Raw genomic sequence first — 15,781 nt, 5'->3', positions numbered from 1 at the left:
AAGGTAGAAATCTTTTCTGAACTTCCAAAAACTTTTTGAAGTTTTTTTCTTTTCCCTTTTTTCGATTTCCGCGTTTAAAATAAACTGGGCGGGATTTTAAATCCTGCCAGACCTCTCTTAAACCCTTCTTTTTTCAGGGTTCCCTCTTTCGAGGTAACCGTCCCTCCCTTGCGGAGTGGTGCAAAGATAGGGAGTTTTCACGATCACTTCCAAGCCTTTTGTTCTTATTTATTTCATTTCGCCCTTAACTGCCTGTAACGGTGCGAGATTCTTTTTGTAAAACAGGTGACCGGAAGGCTGAAATGGCTGATCCTGCACCCGAAATGGGTACAGGGAAGTCCAAGGTACCGTGAAATGGGCTCCCCCGAGGTTTAACGGAGGGATTTCTGTACCGGCGGCAGGGGCAAACATAAGCAGCCGGGACCGGGGATAGCGGAAAGATGGCAGAACACAGGAGGCCGGAATACATTATTTATAGCTATACTTTCTTACCTATTTACTTAGGGTTAGTTTAGGGTTTAGTTAGGGTTAGTTTAGGTATAGTATAGGTATAAGCTAATCAAAACCTAACTTAATGCTAAGCTAAGTATAAACAAAAGCTAAACTAAAGAATAAGAAGTTCAGAATTATTTTTATCGAGAGGGTAACTAGGGGTCTGCTCGGAGGTAGGCCTCCGGCTGCCGCGCAGGGTCTGCGGGAACCTCCTGTGTCCATTCCTGAAAAAGGTTTACAAAAACCGAATATTAAAATCTTAAATTTAATATTATGAAAAAGCGTATGACAAAACGTAAATCAGGGGGACAGCAAGTTTACAGTGATAGCTTCAAGATCCTCGTTTCCAGAGAATACCTTGCCGGCAAGCTGAGTTATTCGCAACTTGCCCAGAAGTACAATCTTCCGGGGGAAGCCACTCCGCGGTATTTTATGAAATGGTACCAGCAGTGGGAAAACAATCTGGAGCTGGAAGTTTCCCAGACTGTTGAGCCAGAAGACACTGGGGTGAAAAATGAGCAGGATCTCAGGGATGAACTCTTCCAGGCGAACCTCAAAATTACTGCCCTGGAGATGTTGATCAAAAAAGCGGAGGAGCTCCATGGGGCTGATTTTGTAAAAAAGTCTGGGGCCAAATCGTCCAAGAAATGAAGTCGTGTTACCAGAATGTTTCGGTCTCCAGACTTTGTGGACTATTTGGCAGAACAAGGCAATCCTACTATAAATATATGGGCAGAGAACAGGAATACTCCGTTCGCAGCGGGCTTGTGCTGGCGCGGGTACGTGAAATTCGGAAGGACTCCCATCGCATGGGTACCCTTAAACTCCGCAGCATATTGGTCAAAGAAATGGGTAGTGCGATGGTTGGACTGGGAAGGGACGCTTTCTTCAGACTGTTGCGCGAAAATGACCTTTTGGTCAAATGCAAACGCAGGTATGCCATCACCACCCAGTCCGACCACCGTTTCAAAAAGTGGCCCGACCTTGTGCAGCGCAGGCAGGCCCTGCGTCCCGAGCAGATATGGGTAAGTGACATCACCTACATCCGCATCCGGGACAAATGGATCTACCTGTGCCTGGTCACAGATGCCTATTCCCGAAAGATCGTGGGCTACAAACTTACGCACAGGCCAACAGCACAGGCCTGTATATCAGCGCTCAGGATGGCAATATCACATAGAATGTATCCACAGAGCGATCTGACCCACCACTCCGATCGCGGCATCCAGTATTGCAGTACAAATTATGTCACTATATTGCAGGAAAATAGGATTACAATAAGCATGACACAATCCGGAAGCCCGTACGACAATGCCGTGGCAGAAAGGCTAAATGGCATCCTAAAAAGCGAATATCGCATGGCTGAGACCTTTCCAGACTACAAAACGGCACTTGCACAGCTGGTCAAGGCAGTCAATATATACAATCATTTTAGGCCACATATGTCCTGCAATATGATGTCTCCCCAGCAGGCACATCAGCAATTGCAGAACCAAAAAGTTCCCAAAATGTTTCAAAGACGTAACGCTGAGTCAAAAAAGTTCCGCAGCAAAACTAGGGAAACTGTGGTTAGGGAAAGGACAACCGATAACAGTCAGAAAACGGACAATGACAACCAAATCCAGTAGAAAAAATAGGATGTAAAATCTATATAGTAATCTGTTCGGTAAATGTAAACCTATTTCAGTATAAGACACTGTTCCGCTCTCCACAGGCTTCGTGCCATGTTCGGGGAAGATTTGCACTGACTCCGTGTTTTGTCCGTGTTGAGTCCGTGTTCCGTCCGACCCCGACATGGAGACAGAACCCGCTTACGATGGACACACCTTGCTCACAGGGCGAACCTAAGACCTAGTTAAGCCAATTCAGGACCCATTAAGAGTCGAACGCGAGCTCAACAGCAGCTCAACCGCTTGCCCCCAGAAATATCGAAGTATTGCCGAAAGACACCAGACACTCGGACTAGCGTAGGATACATAAGCCTAAAAACTTTTCATTCGCTTCCCATATCCCGGCTATCCTTCGTCTTACTTTGATTTATCTTATTTTTATACACAATTGTGTCGTATTTCAACATCTTGTAGTAAACAGCCCAATGTTTTAAATGAAGGTAGCAGCAAAATTGAACTATCTAGTGCTTTGAGGACTTCGATGAATTCAAATATTCAAAACATCATAGCCTTAAAAAGTACAAGCAATAACTTATCTACAATAGATCTAGCTATACAAGCGAATAAAAATATCTCTATACAACAAGATAGAATCAATCTTTTAGAAGAAATATCAACAAAAACAAATAGTACTGATATTATCAATATTCTTTCTCAAAATAATGTGATAAACGAGAAGGAAAAAGAAATATTTATTAATTTATCCAATGAACTTTATTATTCTGCGGCTCCACAACAAACACTCAATAAATACAGTGGTATTTTAAAAGAGAACGGAATATACAGTAAATACGAAAGTGTATTTTTAGCATTAACATATACTGCAGAAGTTCACCCAGAATTTTTATCTTTAAGAGAAAAAATATATTTGTTAAATCAGCATCAAATAACAAATTGACAAAAAGCTTTTTATCATCATGTGCTGGTGCATCTGTTGGCCTTGCCTTAGCTTTTGTTGGATTAGCTGCTAGTGGAGCTTCTGTCGTTGGAGCTGGTAGGTGCTGTAGGATTTATATATGCAAGCGCTCAATGGGGAGAAGCTTGTCGATAAATTATAACGATATGTTCAAAATAAATAAAAAGGTAATCTTTATCGCTTTTGTAGTATGCCTGTTTTTTTTAGGTTTAGGGGTCAATGATATAACTCATATCTATAGAGACACTCATCAATTGAAATTTGCTGATTTATCACCACTTATACCATACGTCATTTCAGGCTCAATTTTTTTCTATATTTTTTATATAAAGAAAGATAGGACAACTACCTCAGAAAATTAGTAGCTAAGGAAACCTTTTTTTCTAGTTACTAATTTCTTTCTATTACCTCATCTATTAGAACTTTTGAAGTTGCTTTTCATTCGCTACCCATCCCCAGCTAGCCTTCGTCTTGCATTGAAGGGGGATTGGAAAAAGGATAAAAAGGGGATTTCAGAAAAAAAGGAGTGCCGGAAAAGCTCCAAGATAAAAATTATCTCAAAAACACACAGGAAATCCTGCCAATCAAATCCATTGACTAAATCCCAACCGACCATAGATAATGGCTAATTATGAAGATAAAAACGCATTTATACATTTTTTTATGTAGATTTATCTTCTTAAAATAACCACCAGAGCGATGAGCAGAACTACCCTGAAAGATATAGCGTTGGCACTCAATATTTCTGTTTCGACGGTTTCCAAAGCATTATCAGACAGCTACGAAATAAGTGAAGCGACTAAAAAGATGGTTCAGGAATATGCCAAAAAGCATAATTTCCACCCAAATAAGTTGGCACGGAGCTTAAAAATAGGAAAATCCAATACAATAGGGGTTATTGTATCCAACATTAGCAATACATTCGTTTCACAAATCCTCGATGGAATTCAAATAGTCTCTCAACAGACGGTCTATGACGTTATTTTCATGCAAAGCCGGGAAGACGAACGGATCGAAAAAAATTGTATTGACGTCTTACGCATGCGCGGTATTGATGGCTTAATGATATCTCCGGTTTCTTCCGATTCAAATATTGAAGAGCTAAAAGCATTGATAAAATCGCAGATCCCCGTCGTTATCTTTGATCGTATCAATCACCAGCTCGACACATTCAAGGTTGGTGTCAATAATTTCCAGGGTTCATATAATGCCACAAAGCATCTCATCGAACAAGGTAAAAAGAATATTTTGCATATCACCGGAAAGAACTTAGGTGTGGCAGCCGAACGATTAAATGGCTTCAAATCTGCTTTATCAGATGCGGGGATTCCTTTTGATACTAGACATTATATCGAATGTAGTTTTAATAATACCACCGATATAGACGAAACAATTCGGGAGATTTTGCGCAAAGAATATCTTGAACATAAAAGTATAGATGCAATTTTCGGTGCTACGGATGTTATTACAACCCGAACACTAGGTATTTTGGCTGAGCTTCAGATTCAAGTCCCTTCCGAGGTCGCGGTTATTGGTTTTTCAAACACACAGATAGCAGCTTCCTTAAATCCGGCACTATCCACAATTGTACAACCGGCAACAGAAATTGGGGAACTGGCGACAAATAAATTAATCGCCACCATTAACCAAACAAGACCAATACATGAATTTGAAACGATTGAGCTTCCAACACAGCTCATCATTCGCAAATCTTCCTTATAATTCTTTTGATTATAGTCTCGCCGACATACTTAAAACAAAACAGTCGGGAAATAAGACGTTAGCGCTCTTATTTCCCGACTGTCTTTATGCTAGACCACTATTACAGGTCATAATCTCTAATCTTCGCCTGAATGATTGGTATCATTCACCAACAATACCATACTCTAGGCCCCGTAATTCCGCAAGCCCTCTCAATCTTCCAATGGCAGAATACCCTGGATTTGTTACTTTATTCAGATCATCCAGCATCTGATGACCGTGATCTGGTCTGAATGGGATCGCTGTAGATCTCAATTGATTTTCAGCAACCAGAATTTTCATGATTTTATACATATTGACATCCCCATCCAAATGGTCTGCCTCATAAAAGCTTCCGATCGCATCTTTCCTCACATTCCGTAAGTGAACAAAGTTTACCCGCCCTTTAATATTTTCTAAGATAGCCGGCAGATCGTTTGTCTGACTGGCCCCCAAGGATCCTGTACAAAAGCAGACACCATTAAATCGTTGTGGAACCGCATTTAAAAAATAATCGAAATCCGCACCATTACTGGCGATGCGGGGCAAACCTAAAATAGGATACGGTGGATCATCGGGATGAATAGTCATACATATACCGTTATCCTCACAAGTTGCCGCAATTCCCTGAAGGAAATAAACCAAATTATCGCGTAAACCATCTTTCCCAATATGTTTATAGGTATCAATGCTCGCTTTTAACGCTTCCAATTCCACATTCTTCTCTCCGGGGATCCCCATTAAGACAACATTTGCCAATTCTTCTTTTTGCTGTTCGGAAATTTCATCAAATCGTAAAGTCGCCCGTTTAACAACATCCGCTGGATACGCTGTCTGTGCTTCATCACGTTTCAATATAAAAATATCAAAAAGTGCCAGATCAATCCAGTCAAAATACAATGCTTTTGAACCATCCGCCATGGTTAAATCCAATTGTGTACGTGTCCAGTCCAGCACCGGCATAAAATTATAACAAATTGTTTTGATGCCGCATTGTGCGAGATTGGTTAAAGTCTCATTATATTTCTGGAGGTATTCATCGACCCTAGCACCTTTTGTCTTAATCTCCTCATGTACTGTCACACTTTCCACAACAGACCAGGTAAGACCAGCATCTTCTATAATGCGTTTTCTTTCTTGAATATCGGCAAGGGGCCATACCTCACCGTGTGGAATATGATGTAATGCCGTAACAATACCAGTCGCTCCAGCCTGTTTGATATCTTGTAAAGATACCGGGTCATTGGGACCATACCAACGCCAGGTTTGTTCTAATTTTCTCATCTTAAAGTTTAATTAAACGCCACACCATGCATTAAAACCACCATCGACAAAAACCGTCTCCCCTGTCACAAAGGCCGATGCATCACTCAATAGATAGATTAAAGTTCCTTTTAACTCACGAGGGTCGCCCAAACGGTTATAGGGAGTTCCGTTAAGAATACGTTTGGTACGGTCGCTATACGTACCGTCTGGATTGATCAATAAGTTTTTGTTCTGCTTGGTTAAGAATACGCCGGGAGCGATTGCATTGACACGAACTTGATCGCCATAACGCTGAGCGAGCTCGGTGGCCATCCATTTTGTATACCCATCGATACCGTGTTTTGCAACAGTATAGCCCAAAACACGTGTAAAAGGACGACTGGCTGTAAGAGAAGATATATTGATGATGACGCCTTTTCCGCTTTCAGCAATCACACGACCAATAATATGCGTAGGAATCATTGTACCATACAAATTAAGCTCTATTGCTTTAATGGTATCCTGAATATTGCTCGCAAATAAATCTTGATCGGCACCAATTGTTGCACCTGGAATGTTGCCTCCAACGGCGTTTACTAAAGCGTCTATCCTACCCCACTTTTGCAAAACTTCATCTTTCGCCCGAGTGACATCCTGTTCGTTCATGATGTCAACTTCAACAAATATAGCTTCGCCACCAACAGACTCTACCTGCTGAACACGCTCCGCTCCGATTTGTCCATTACGTCCAAGTACTGCGACTTTGGCTTCTGCCTCGGCCAAAGCCTCAACAAATGCTTCGCCTAAAATCCCTGTACCTCCCGTAATTACAACTACCTTATCTTTTAATGAAAATGGATTATTATGCATGTATTTTTATTTCAAATTGGTATTTACCCCCAATTTTATTGATAATAACCTTAATTACAAAAAAAAGTAATTGATTTAATTACGATAACGTTTTAGTTACGTCACCTTCTTTATCTTCCTCTTCTGTCGTTTCATCATCAAACAGAATCCGTATAGAAGGTGTATAGGTATCATTATGCTGACCGGTTTTATTTGCCCAGAAAAAAGCACATAGGAAAACCAAAGCCAACAAAACACTACAACCGATCAAAATATACATTATTTCCATAACAACTAGAGTTTACGACGTTTGGCATACCACCTCGTCATGAGACTTGTAAAGGAGATGATCGTTACCGTACTTATTGGCATTAGAATCGCGGCAAATAACGGCGACATAATACCTTGCACGGCAAAGCTCAATCCAATTACATTATATAAAAGAGATATACCAAAGCTCATATGTATTACTTTCACCGCATCTTTGCTAAAAGCAAAGAAATCCGGCATTTTTGAAAATGACTCCCCATCCAGTATCGCATCGCAGCCGGGAGAGAAGTTATTGATATCATCACTCACGGCGATACCCAAATCTGCTTTACGCAATGCCCCCGCATCATTAAGGCCATCACCAATCATGCAGACATGCTTTCCTGCTACCTGAAAATTTTGAATGGTTTCCAGTTTTTCCATTGGTGATTGATTAAAAAGCAAACTTGCATTCGAGGGAAAAATTAACTGGAGTGCATCCAGACGTCTATCGTTATCCCCTGAGATTAAATGAAGGTCGTATTCGACTTTAAAATCTTCAATCAAAGCCGAAAGGCCATCCCGCCAGGATTGCTCCATGGTAAAATATCCTTTTAACTCCTCACCTATACGAATAAAAACCACAGAACCATCTGTTTTAATATTACCGATATTCAAAAAGTTAGCACTACCGATTTTAATTTCCTTGCCACTTACATTAGCCTGCATCCCCTTTCCCGGAAATTCCTTAAAATCCTGTATCGAAATAGCAGAAGAGACATTCAGCCACTTGACGATTTCACGGCTCAATGGATGGCTAGAGTTTCTACATACCGCATTCAGTAGCTTTTTGTCAACTGCTGAAAGGCTACCTTCAAAATAAATTGAGGTTGCTTTAGGCGACGATATTGTGCCAGTTTTATCGAACACCAAGGTATCAATCCTTGCCATCTGCTCAATAGCAGCCGTATTTTTCACATAGAACTTATTTCGATCAAAAATACTTAGCGCTGCAGAAAGGGTAAATGGAGAGCTCAACGCCAACGCACATGGACATGCGATAATTAATACCGCCGTAAAAGCTCCCCAAGCCCGGCTTGCACTCCCATCAACGGCCCAAAACAAGGCCGCCAATAGTGCAATAGCCAATAAAACAACAGTAAAATATTTACTTATAAAGTTGACAAAAGTCTGAAAATGTTTGTCATAATCTTTATAATTCTCATTATTCCATAATTTGGTCAAATAGGACTGTGAAATCGGTTTGACCACTTCAAGTTCTATCGCTTCCCCCGTCTGGCGTCCGCCGGCATAGATAATTTCGCCTAAGGTCTTACTGACCGGACTTGATTCACCCGTTACAAAGCTAAAATCTATCGCAGCATCACCTTTTAAAAGCATAGCATCGGCAGGTATAATTTCATTGTTCCGAACCAAGATACGGTCACCTATATGAACGTCAGCTAATTGTACAGGTTTATCCCCCGATTCGGTCAATACTGTTACAGCCACCGGAAAATAACTCCGGTAATCCCGTTCAAATGAGATATGATAATAGGTACGTTGTTGTACCCATTTTCCGATCAATATAAAAAACACAAGACTACAGAGTGTATCCGTAAAACCAGCTCCTGTCTGTGTGATCACCTCAAACGCGGAACGCAAAAATAACACGAGGATTCCCAGGGCTAATGGAACATCCAAATTCAACCGCTTTTGTTTCAGACTCCGATAGGCCGATTTAAAATAATCCGACGCACAATACAATAAAACAGGGAGACCAAAGGCAAGGTTTATATAACCAAAGAAATTGGCATATTCCTTTTCAAAACTCCCCATTCCAAAATAATCAGGAAAACTGAATAACATAGAATTTCCAAAACAGAAACCGGCAACAGCAATTTTTGCAACCAAAGGATTCAGATTATTTCTATTCCCTTCCTTTACAACATCCTGCAAAGTGATTTTAGGGTCATAACCGATATTGACCAAAAGATAAACCAGGTCTTTCAATGGCAGCTCATTGTGATTGAATGTAATGCTCGCCTGTTTCTTCATAAAGTCCACGCGCGACTGCAGTACATTGGGATTGAGTTTATATAAATTTTCCAGCAACCAGATACAAGAGCTACAGTGAATAGCCGGAATATAAAAGGTGATGATGGTCATCTTATCATCTTTATAATCCACTAATTTATCGGCAATCTGTGGTTCATCCAGATAAGAAAAATCTTCTTGCTTGGATTTATTCGATTTACCCGGGTGCTGATTATAGCGATAATATTGCTGCATACCACTATCGTTCAGTACTTGGTAAACGGTCTGACAGCCCAGACAGCAAAAATCGTGATGATCGAGCTGATAACCCGTTTCCTCAATTTTATCGCCGCAATGGAAACATTTTTCTGCGAGTTGTATTTCATCCCTTAGCTCTGCCATACCTTCGTTCTAAATTGCCTGACTAAATAATTGATTTTGTGCTTTTGAACGCAATAATCGCTGATCAAAGGCCATACAGATATTTCTTAAAAAAGAGCGTCCAATAGCAGTACATTGAATTAGATCGCCGGATATGGAGACTAAACCATCTGCAACAAGTTCAGACAATTCGTCGATAATCTGCTCATTCAGCGGCGCACCTGTCGGCAACTGCACTTTGCCTTTACACATCATATCGAGGATATAACGCCTTACAAGAAGATCCTCCTCGTTGAGTATATGTCCTTTTACAACGGGCAATACCCCTGCATCAATAAGTTTATGGTATTCTTCTACGGTCTTCACATTTTGAGCAAAAGCCCCCCAGGCATCGCTGATCGAAGAGACTCCGATACCGATTAACAAGGGACTAAATCGATCGGCATACCCCATAAAATTGCGATGTAATCTTTCTTGTTGAAAAGCCACAAATAACTCGTCCTCTCTTTTCGCAAAATGATCCATACCGACATCTTCATAGCCATGGGCCAAAATCATTTTTTTCCCAAGGTTATATAAGGCGAGTTTGGCTGCGCCATGAGGTAGATCTGCTTCAGTATAATGCCGTTGACCGGGTTTTATCCAAGGCACGTGGGCATAGCTATAGAAAGAGATCCGGTCTGGACCGAGCAGCATCGCTTTTTGGATCGTATCTTCCACCGTAGCCAATGTTTGCTTAGGCAATCCATAGATCAAATCGAAGTTGATCGACTCAAATCCAATTTTCCGCGCATTCAGCATCACTTCTTTCACTTCCGCCGATGATTGATGTCGGTTGATCACAAACTGCACAAGTGGATCAAAATCCTGTATTCCCAGGCTCAAGCGCCGAAACCCCAAGTCAAATAAGGTTTCTAAATGTGTGACGGTTGTATTAGCAGGGTGAGCTTCAAAAGAGAATGAACGATCAGGAGCCAGGTCTGCGTGTTTAAGGATCCCCTCAATCAGTACTTTCAAATTATCCGGATGGAAAAAGGTCGGAGTACCACCACCCAAATGTATTTCTGCCAATAACGGTCTTTCTCCCTTAAATAAAGCGACATACATTTCCCATTCTTTCAAAAGAGAGGCAATATAAGGTTCTTCAACGCGATGGTTTTTTGTAATGCGCGTATTGCAGCCACAATAAGTACAGAGGCTTTCACAAAAAGGAAGGTGTATATATAAGCTGATACCTTTTTCTTTCGACTGCTGGAAAGTTTGGTAGACTTGATTAGTCCAAGCCGCCCGAGAAAATGCTTCATTATCCCAAAAGGGAACAGTAGGATAGCTTGTATAGCGCGGTGCGGCAACATTATATTTTTGCACCAATTCTTCCATTGTAACCTGCGATGTAATCATTTTATTTTATTTTTTTAGCACAGTCGTTTAGACAACAACAGGCTTTACCAACACATTTTTCTAATCCCCATAAGTTGAGATTCCGGACGGTCTGCTCTGCCAGTCCTTTTGGACTCTGATCTTCAAATGGCGCATTGGCAATCTGAATATTCAGATCTCCAGCCTTTACCAGATCGATATGAGCAGTATCCTTACTGCGGGTCATAATCTTATTGATCCCTAACCCTTTTAAATTAAGTAGCATGCTCTCGTCCAAAATATCGCTCACGGAAATAACTACCGCATCTTTTCCACGCGCATAATTCTGTGTCTCCGCATTTAATCCATTTGAAATCAAAGTCAAATCATGTTGTTTGGCATTTGCCAATGCCCAAAACTCTTTTTCAAATGACCTTACATTATATACTACTACTTTCATTCTGATTCTACAATCACCAATTAAGGTTTATCCTAAGAACAAAAGTAAATCATGCATATGGGCAAAAAGATGATATAGCACCACACCTTAAAATGATATTTATCACAATTCACAAAAACTTGCATGATTTCGCTAACACCAACAGCTGTAAAAGTCAACCGAAAGCTATTATATGGCCAATAATCGCGTACTATACGTTCATTGAAACCAATGAAACCAAACTAGTTCAATAAAACGGCATAGCGAACTCGCATTGATACTTTAATGAAAAGACACAAATCAGTAAACATAGGCTATCAGAAAAAAAGCGTGTTCAGAAAAACTGAACACGCCTTTTTAGTAAATTGATTTTTAAATCTTAGCTGCTGATCGCTACTGCTTCACATCCCGCAGGTTCTTGATAGAATTGATGTATATCTTCCCTTTTTCTTTCGAAATCAGTTTTTCTTCTTTAAAGTCGGAGAGCATACGGGAAACAGTTTCATTGGCTGTACCTGCAATTGAAGCTAGGCCGTCTCGTGTCACATCAATTGAGCATGCATCAGCCTCATTGATATTGACTCCACTTTTTTCAGCAACGCTAATCAAGGCATTGGCGACACGCTTACGGACAGAATGATAGGCAAAACCCAGCAATTGCTCTTCTTTTTCACGTAAGTCGACAGAAAGGAGCTTAATAAATTTACTGGCTATTGCAGGTTTTTTCCATAACAGCTCCAAAAAACTGTCCTTTGGAATCAACACAATTTCACTTTGTTCAACAGCTTCGGCGTAGTCTTCATAATTATCATTCAACAAAATCGAAGCATAACCAAAGTAATTGCCTTCAATAAAAATACCTGTAGACAGCTCACGTCCATCTTTATAGGACTTAAAGCTGCGCACCTGACCAGATTTCACAAAATAGACGTACGTTGGCGAATCATCTTTTTCATAAATAGACTGTTTTTTCTTCACTGTTTTCACCCGTGAATTGGCAATTAGCTCTTTTAGCAACAATACCTGCTCTTCGGCGCTCAAACTCAAATCTTCTTCCTGAGGAATATCTGCTGCAAGCTGCTCATGTCTTTTGAGGCGAACATCTATTGCATTCATCAATTCGACATCATCAAAAGGTTTCGTCAAATAATCATCCGCCCCCATTTCCATCGCTTTGCGCATATCTGCGCGTTCCGCTTTGGCAGTCAGAAAAATGAACGGAATTTTGGTTGTACTTTCAATTTTGCTCAACATAAATAAGACCCCGTAACCATCCAATTCAGGCATCATGATATCACAGAGAATCAAATCAGGAATATGTCTTGTCGCCAGGTCGACGCCAACGCGCCCATTTTCGGCTGTAATGACATCATACCTTCCTGTCAACTCCAATATTTCGGTAGTCCCTTCTCGGATATCGATATTATCTTCAATAATTAGAATTGTCTTTTTATTTCTCATCTGCAATTATTTATTCAGTTATGCGAATCTGCAAGTTCACCTTTATTTAAAGCTTACTCTGAATGAAGTTCCTTTGTGTACTTCCGATTCAAATTCCATCTGCCCCGCCATCAATTCGATGTATCGTTTTACAATATTCAAACCTAATCCTGTACCAGGGATATTACCTGTATTATGTGCTCTAAAAAAAGGCTCAAACAAATGTACCTGATCTTCCTCGGGTATACCAATACCATTGTCTTTCACGGATATTAAGCAGCCTTCGTCGTCGATACAGGTTGTGAATTCGATCAAGGTATCTTCTCCGGAATATTTGATCGCGTTGGAGATTAAGTTGACCAAAGCATTTTTCAACAAATTTGGATCTAGGGTGAAATGCCCAATTTCTCCGGTGTGTTGGTATACAATATGCTGATTTTTCTTACAGATCAATTGCATTTCTTCGGTGATCTCTTCTGCCAACTCAACGAGATTGATGTATTGCTTATTCATCACAACAATACCCGCTTCCAATTTTTCAAGTGACAGAAAGTCGTTCAGGATACTTGTGAGCAATTGAACTGCACTTTTAATTTTGTTGGTGTGTTTAATGATATTAGCCTTATCATCCGGTCGTTCGGAATACTTTTCAATCAGAGAAGCTGAAAGCTGAACCGAGCTTAAAGGTGTCCGGAACTCATGCGAGGCCATGGACACAAACCGTGATTTCAGCTGGTTAAGTTCAATTTCTTTTTCCAAAGACTTTGAGACTTCTGCTTTAGCTTTTTCAAGTTCAGATACCAGCGAGATCAGGTCGCGTGTACGCTCACTTACTTTATGTTCAAGTTCGGCTGAATGTTGCTTGAGCATATCCTCGGCAGCTTTCTCACGCGATAAATCGTGAATAAAGCCGGTAAAGATATTCTTATCTTTTAACCAAACCTCACTGACTGCCAAGCGGAATGGAAATGTTTCTCCATTTTTCTTTAAGCCCATCACTTCACGGCCGATTCCGATAATTTTCTTGTGACCTGTGGTTTGGTAATTATGCAGATAACCATCGTGATTACCACGATCAGGTTCAGGCATTAACATGGAGATATTGTGTCCGATCACTTCTTCAGCCTGATAACCGAACAATTCCAAGGCAGCAGGGTTAATGCTTTCCACATTCCCCCTGTTGTCTATGGTAATTATTCCATCAATAGCGTGATCTATTATAGCAGCTAAAAGCCTTCCACCGTCCATGATCGTTGCTTATTTTACCAGTTTCTTGTATTTAATACGGTGCGGTGTTACGTCACCAACGCGTTTTTTACGGTTTTCTTCATATTCAGTGTAGTTACCTTCAAAGAAATAAACCTGTGAATCCCCTTCAAAAGCAAGGATATGGGTACAGATACGATCCAGGAACCATCTATCGTGGGAGATCACAACGGCACAACCACCGAAATTCTCCAAGCCTTCTTCCAGTGCCCGTAAGGTATTTACATCAATATCATTGGTCGGCTCATCGAGTAAGAGCACATTTGAGCCTTCTTTGAGTGTAATAGCCAAGTGAACACGGTTACGTTCTCCACCGGAAAGTACACCTACTTTCTTTTGTTGATCAGCACCGTTAAAATTAAATTTGGAAACGTAAGCTCTTGAGTTTACCGAGCGGTTACCCAGCATCATATTGTCGCTGCCACCCGTAATATTTTCCCAAACCGATTTTTCAGGATCGAGGTCGTGGTGCATTTGGTCTACGTAACCCAATTTTACTGTTTCTCCGACCTTGAACGAACCCGTGTCAGGTGTTTCCTGACCTGTAATCAGACGGAATAAGGTTGTTTTACCCGCACCGTTGGGTCCAATAATCCCTACAATACCCGCAGGCGGCAACATGAAACTCAAATTTTCAAACAAGATACGATCGCCATACGCTTTGGAAATATTAGTTGCCTCAATGACCGAATTACCTAAACGTGGTCCCGGAGGAATAAACAATTCCAATTTTTCTTCACGTTCTTTCGTTTCCTCAGAAGCTAATTTTTCATAGTTATGCAAACGAGCTTTCGATTTGGCGTGGCGTGCTTTCGGTGCCATACGCACCCATTCCAGCTCACGTTCCAAGGTTTTTTGACGTTTGGTTTCCTGTTTTTCTTCCTGTGCCAAGCGTTTTGCTTTTTGATCTAACCAAGAAGAATAATTTCCTTTCCAAGGAATACCCTCACCGCGATCCAATTCAAGAATCCATCCGGCTACATTATCCAAGAAATAACGGTCGTGGGTAACGGCAATGACCGTTCCTTTATATTGTTTTAAATGTTGTTCTAACCAATCAATCGACTCGGCGTCCAAGTGGTTGGTCGGCTCATCTAGGAGTAATACATCAGGTTCCTGCAACAATAAGCGACATAATGCTACACGTCTGCGCTCACCACCTGACAAATTGACAATCTTCGCATCTGGTTCGGGGCAACGTAAAGCATCCATTGCTCTTTCCAATTTCGAATCGATTTCCCAAGCGTTAGTGGCATCAATGATATCCTGAAGTTCCCCTTGTCTAGCCAACAATTTGTCCATCTCATCGGCATTTTCATACACCTCTGGCAAGCCAAATTTTTCGTTGATTTCTTCGTATTCCTGTAAGATGGCTGTAATTTCAGCGACACCTTCCTGAACGACTTCAAGAACAGTCTTTTCAAGATCCAATTGAGGTTCTTGTGCTAAATAACCCACAGAGTAACCTGGGGAGAACACCACCTCGCCTTGGTAGGATTTATCCAATCCAGCGATAATTTTTAATAGGGAAGATTTACCTGATCCGTTTAAACCGATCACACCGATCTTCGCACTATAGAAAAAAGATAAATAGATATTTTTTAACACTTGTTTTTGAGGCGGATAGATTTTGTTGACACCCGCCATCGAAAAAATGATCTTCTCGTCTGACATAAAATTTAAAAAAATTCGAAAACT

General features: G+C 40.8%; 13 protein-coding genes. 4 read left to right on the top strand and 9 right to left on the bottom strand.

Annotation, left to right across the window (positions count from 1 at the left end; translation table 11 throughout):
* Window positions 1-765 precede the first annotated feature (765 nt).
* The 4 genes from CBM24_RS07540 (at window position 766) to CBM24_RS07520 (ending at window position 4,800) form a co-directional block, all read left to right on the top strand.
* Complete coding sequence (locus CBM24_RS07540) at window positions 766-1,143, top strand: hypothetical protein (protein ID WP_075993755.1); 378 nt, start codon at window positions 766-768, stop codon at window positions 1,141-1,143.
* Window positions 1,140-2,120, top strand: a complete 981-nt coding sequence (locus tag CBM24_RS07535) for an IS3 family transposase (RefSeq protein ID WP_157698357.1) — start codon at window positions 1,140-1,142, stop codon at window positions 2,118-2,120. The genes CBM24_RS07540 and CBM24_RS07535 overlap by 4 nt, the downstream gene beginning before the upstream one ends.
* Before the next feature lie 523 nt (window positions 2,121-2,643).
* The gene (locus CBM24_RS07530; protein ID WP_088160741.1) at window positions 2,644-3,060 is read left to right on the top strand and encodes a hypothetical protein; all 417 of its coding nucleotides are present in this window, start codon (window positions 2,644-2,646) and stop codon (window positions 3,058-3,060) included.
* A gap of 717 nt (window positions 3,061-3,777) precedes the next feature.
* The gene (locus tag CBM24_RS07520) at window positions 3,778-4,800 is read left to right on the top strand and encodes a LacI family DNA-binding transcriptional regulator (RefSeq protein ID WP_088160739.1); all 1,023 of its coding nucleotides are present in this window, start codon (window positions 3,778-3,780) and stop codon (window positions 4,798-4,800) included.
* A 141-nt stretch (window positions 4,801-4,941) separates the two neighbouring features.
* Here the strand turns inward: CBM24_RS07520 and uxuA are convergent, their stop codons facing one another.
* The 9 genes from uxuA to ettA form a co-directional block, all read right to left on the bottom strand.
* A complete protein-coding gene (gene uxuA, locus CBM24_RS07515) occupies window positions 4,942-6,102 on the bottom strand; it encodes a mannonate dehydratase (RefSeq protein WP_088160738.1) in 1,161 nt (386 codons plus the stop codon).
* 12 nt (window positions 6,103-6,114) lie between these two features.
* Window positions 6,115-6,933, bottom strand: a complete 819-nt coding sequence (locus CBM24_RS07510) for an SDR family oxidoreductase (RefSeq protein WP_088160737.1) — start codon at window positions 6,931-6,933, stop codon at window positions 6,115-6,117.
* A 79-nt stretch (window positions 6,934-7,012) separates the two neighbouring features.
* Entirely contained in the window at window positions 7,013-7,201 is a 189-nt protein-coding gene (ccoS, locus tag CBM24_RS07505) for a cbb3-type cytochrome oxidase assembly protein CcoS (protein WP_088160736.1), read from the bottom strand.
* A 5-nt stretch (window positions 7,202-7,206) separates the two neighbouring features.
* On the bottom strand, window positions 7,207-9,600 hold the full coding sequence (locus tag CBM24_RS07500) for a heavy metal translocating P-type ATPase (RefSeq protein ID WP_088160735.1): 2,394 nt from the start codon (window positions 9,598-9,600) through the stop codon (window positions 7,207-7,209).
* A 9-nt stretch (window positions 9,601-9,609) separates the two neighbouring features.
* Window positions 9,610-10,980, bottom strand: coding sequence for an oxygen-independent coproporphyrinogen III oxidase (hemN, locus tag CBM24_RS07495; RefSeq protein ID WP_198386056.1), 1,371 nt, complete (start codon window positions 10,978-10,980; stop codon window positions 9,610-9,612).
* A gap of 1 nt (window position 10,981) precedes the next feature.
* Window positions 10,982-11,398, bottom strand: coding sequence for a lactate dehydrogenase (locus tag CBM24_RS07490; RefSeq protein ID WP_088160734.1), 417 nt, complete (start codon window positions 11,396-11,398; stop codon window positions 10,982-10,984).
* Between the two features lie 372 nt (window positions 11,399-11,770).
* On the bottom strand, window positions 11,771-12,838 hold the full coding sequence (locus CBM24_RS07485) for a response regulator (RefSeq protein ID WP_088160733.1): 1,068 nt from the start codon (window positions 12,836-12,838) through the stop codon (window positions 11,771-11,773).
* A gap of 42 nt (window positions 12,839-12,880) precedes the next feature.
* On the bottom strand, window positions 12,881-14,065 hold the full coding sequence (locus CBM24_RS07480; RefSeq protein WP_088160732.1) for a PAS domain-containing sensor histidine kinase: 1,185 nt from the start codon (window positions 14,063-14,065) through the stop codon (window positions 12,881-12,883).
* A 9-nt stretch (window positions 14,066-14,074) separates the two neighbouring features.
* Window positions 14,075-15,757: an energy-dependent translational throttle protein EttA gene (gene ettA / locus CBM24_RS07475; protein ID WP_088160731.1), complete on the bottom strand. Its 1,683-nt coding sequence runs from the start codon at window positions 15,755-15,757 to the stop codon at window positions 14,075-14,077.
* Window positions 15,758-15,781: the final 24 nt, after the last annotated feature.

Source organism: Sphingobacterium sp. G1-14, assembly GCF_002196555.1.
GTDB lineage: Bacteria > Bacteroidota > Bacteroidia > Sphingobacteriales > Sphingobacteriaceae > Sphingobacterium > Sphingobacterium siyangense.
The sequence above is the reverse complement of the archived record's forward strand: the minus strand, read 5'-3'. Positions and strand labels throughout refer to the sequence as shown.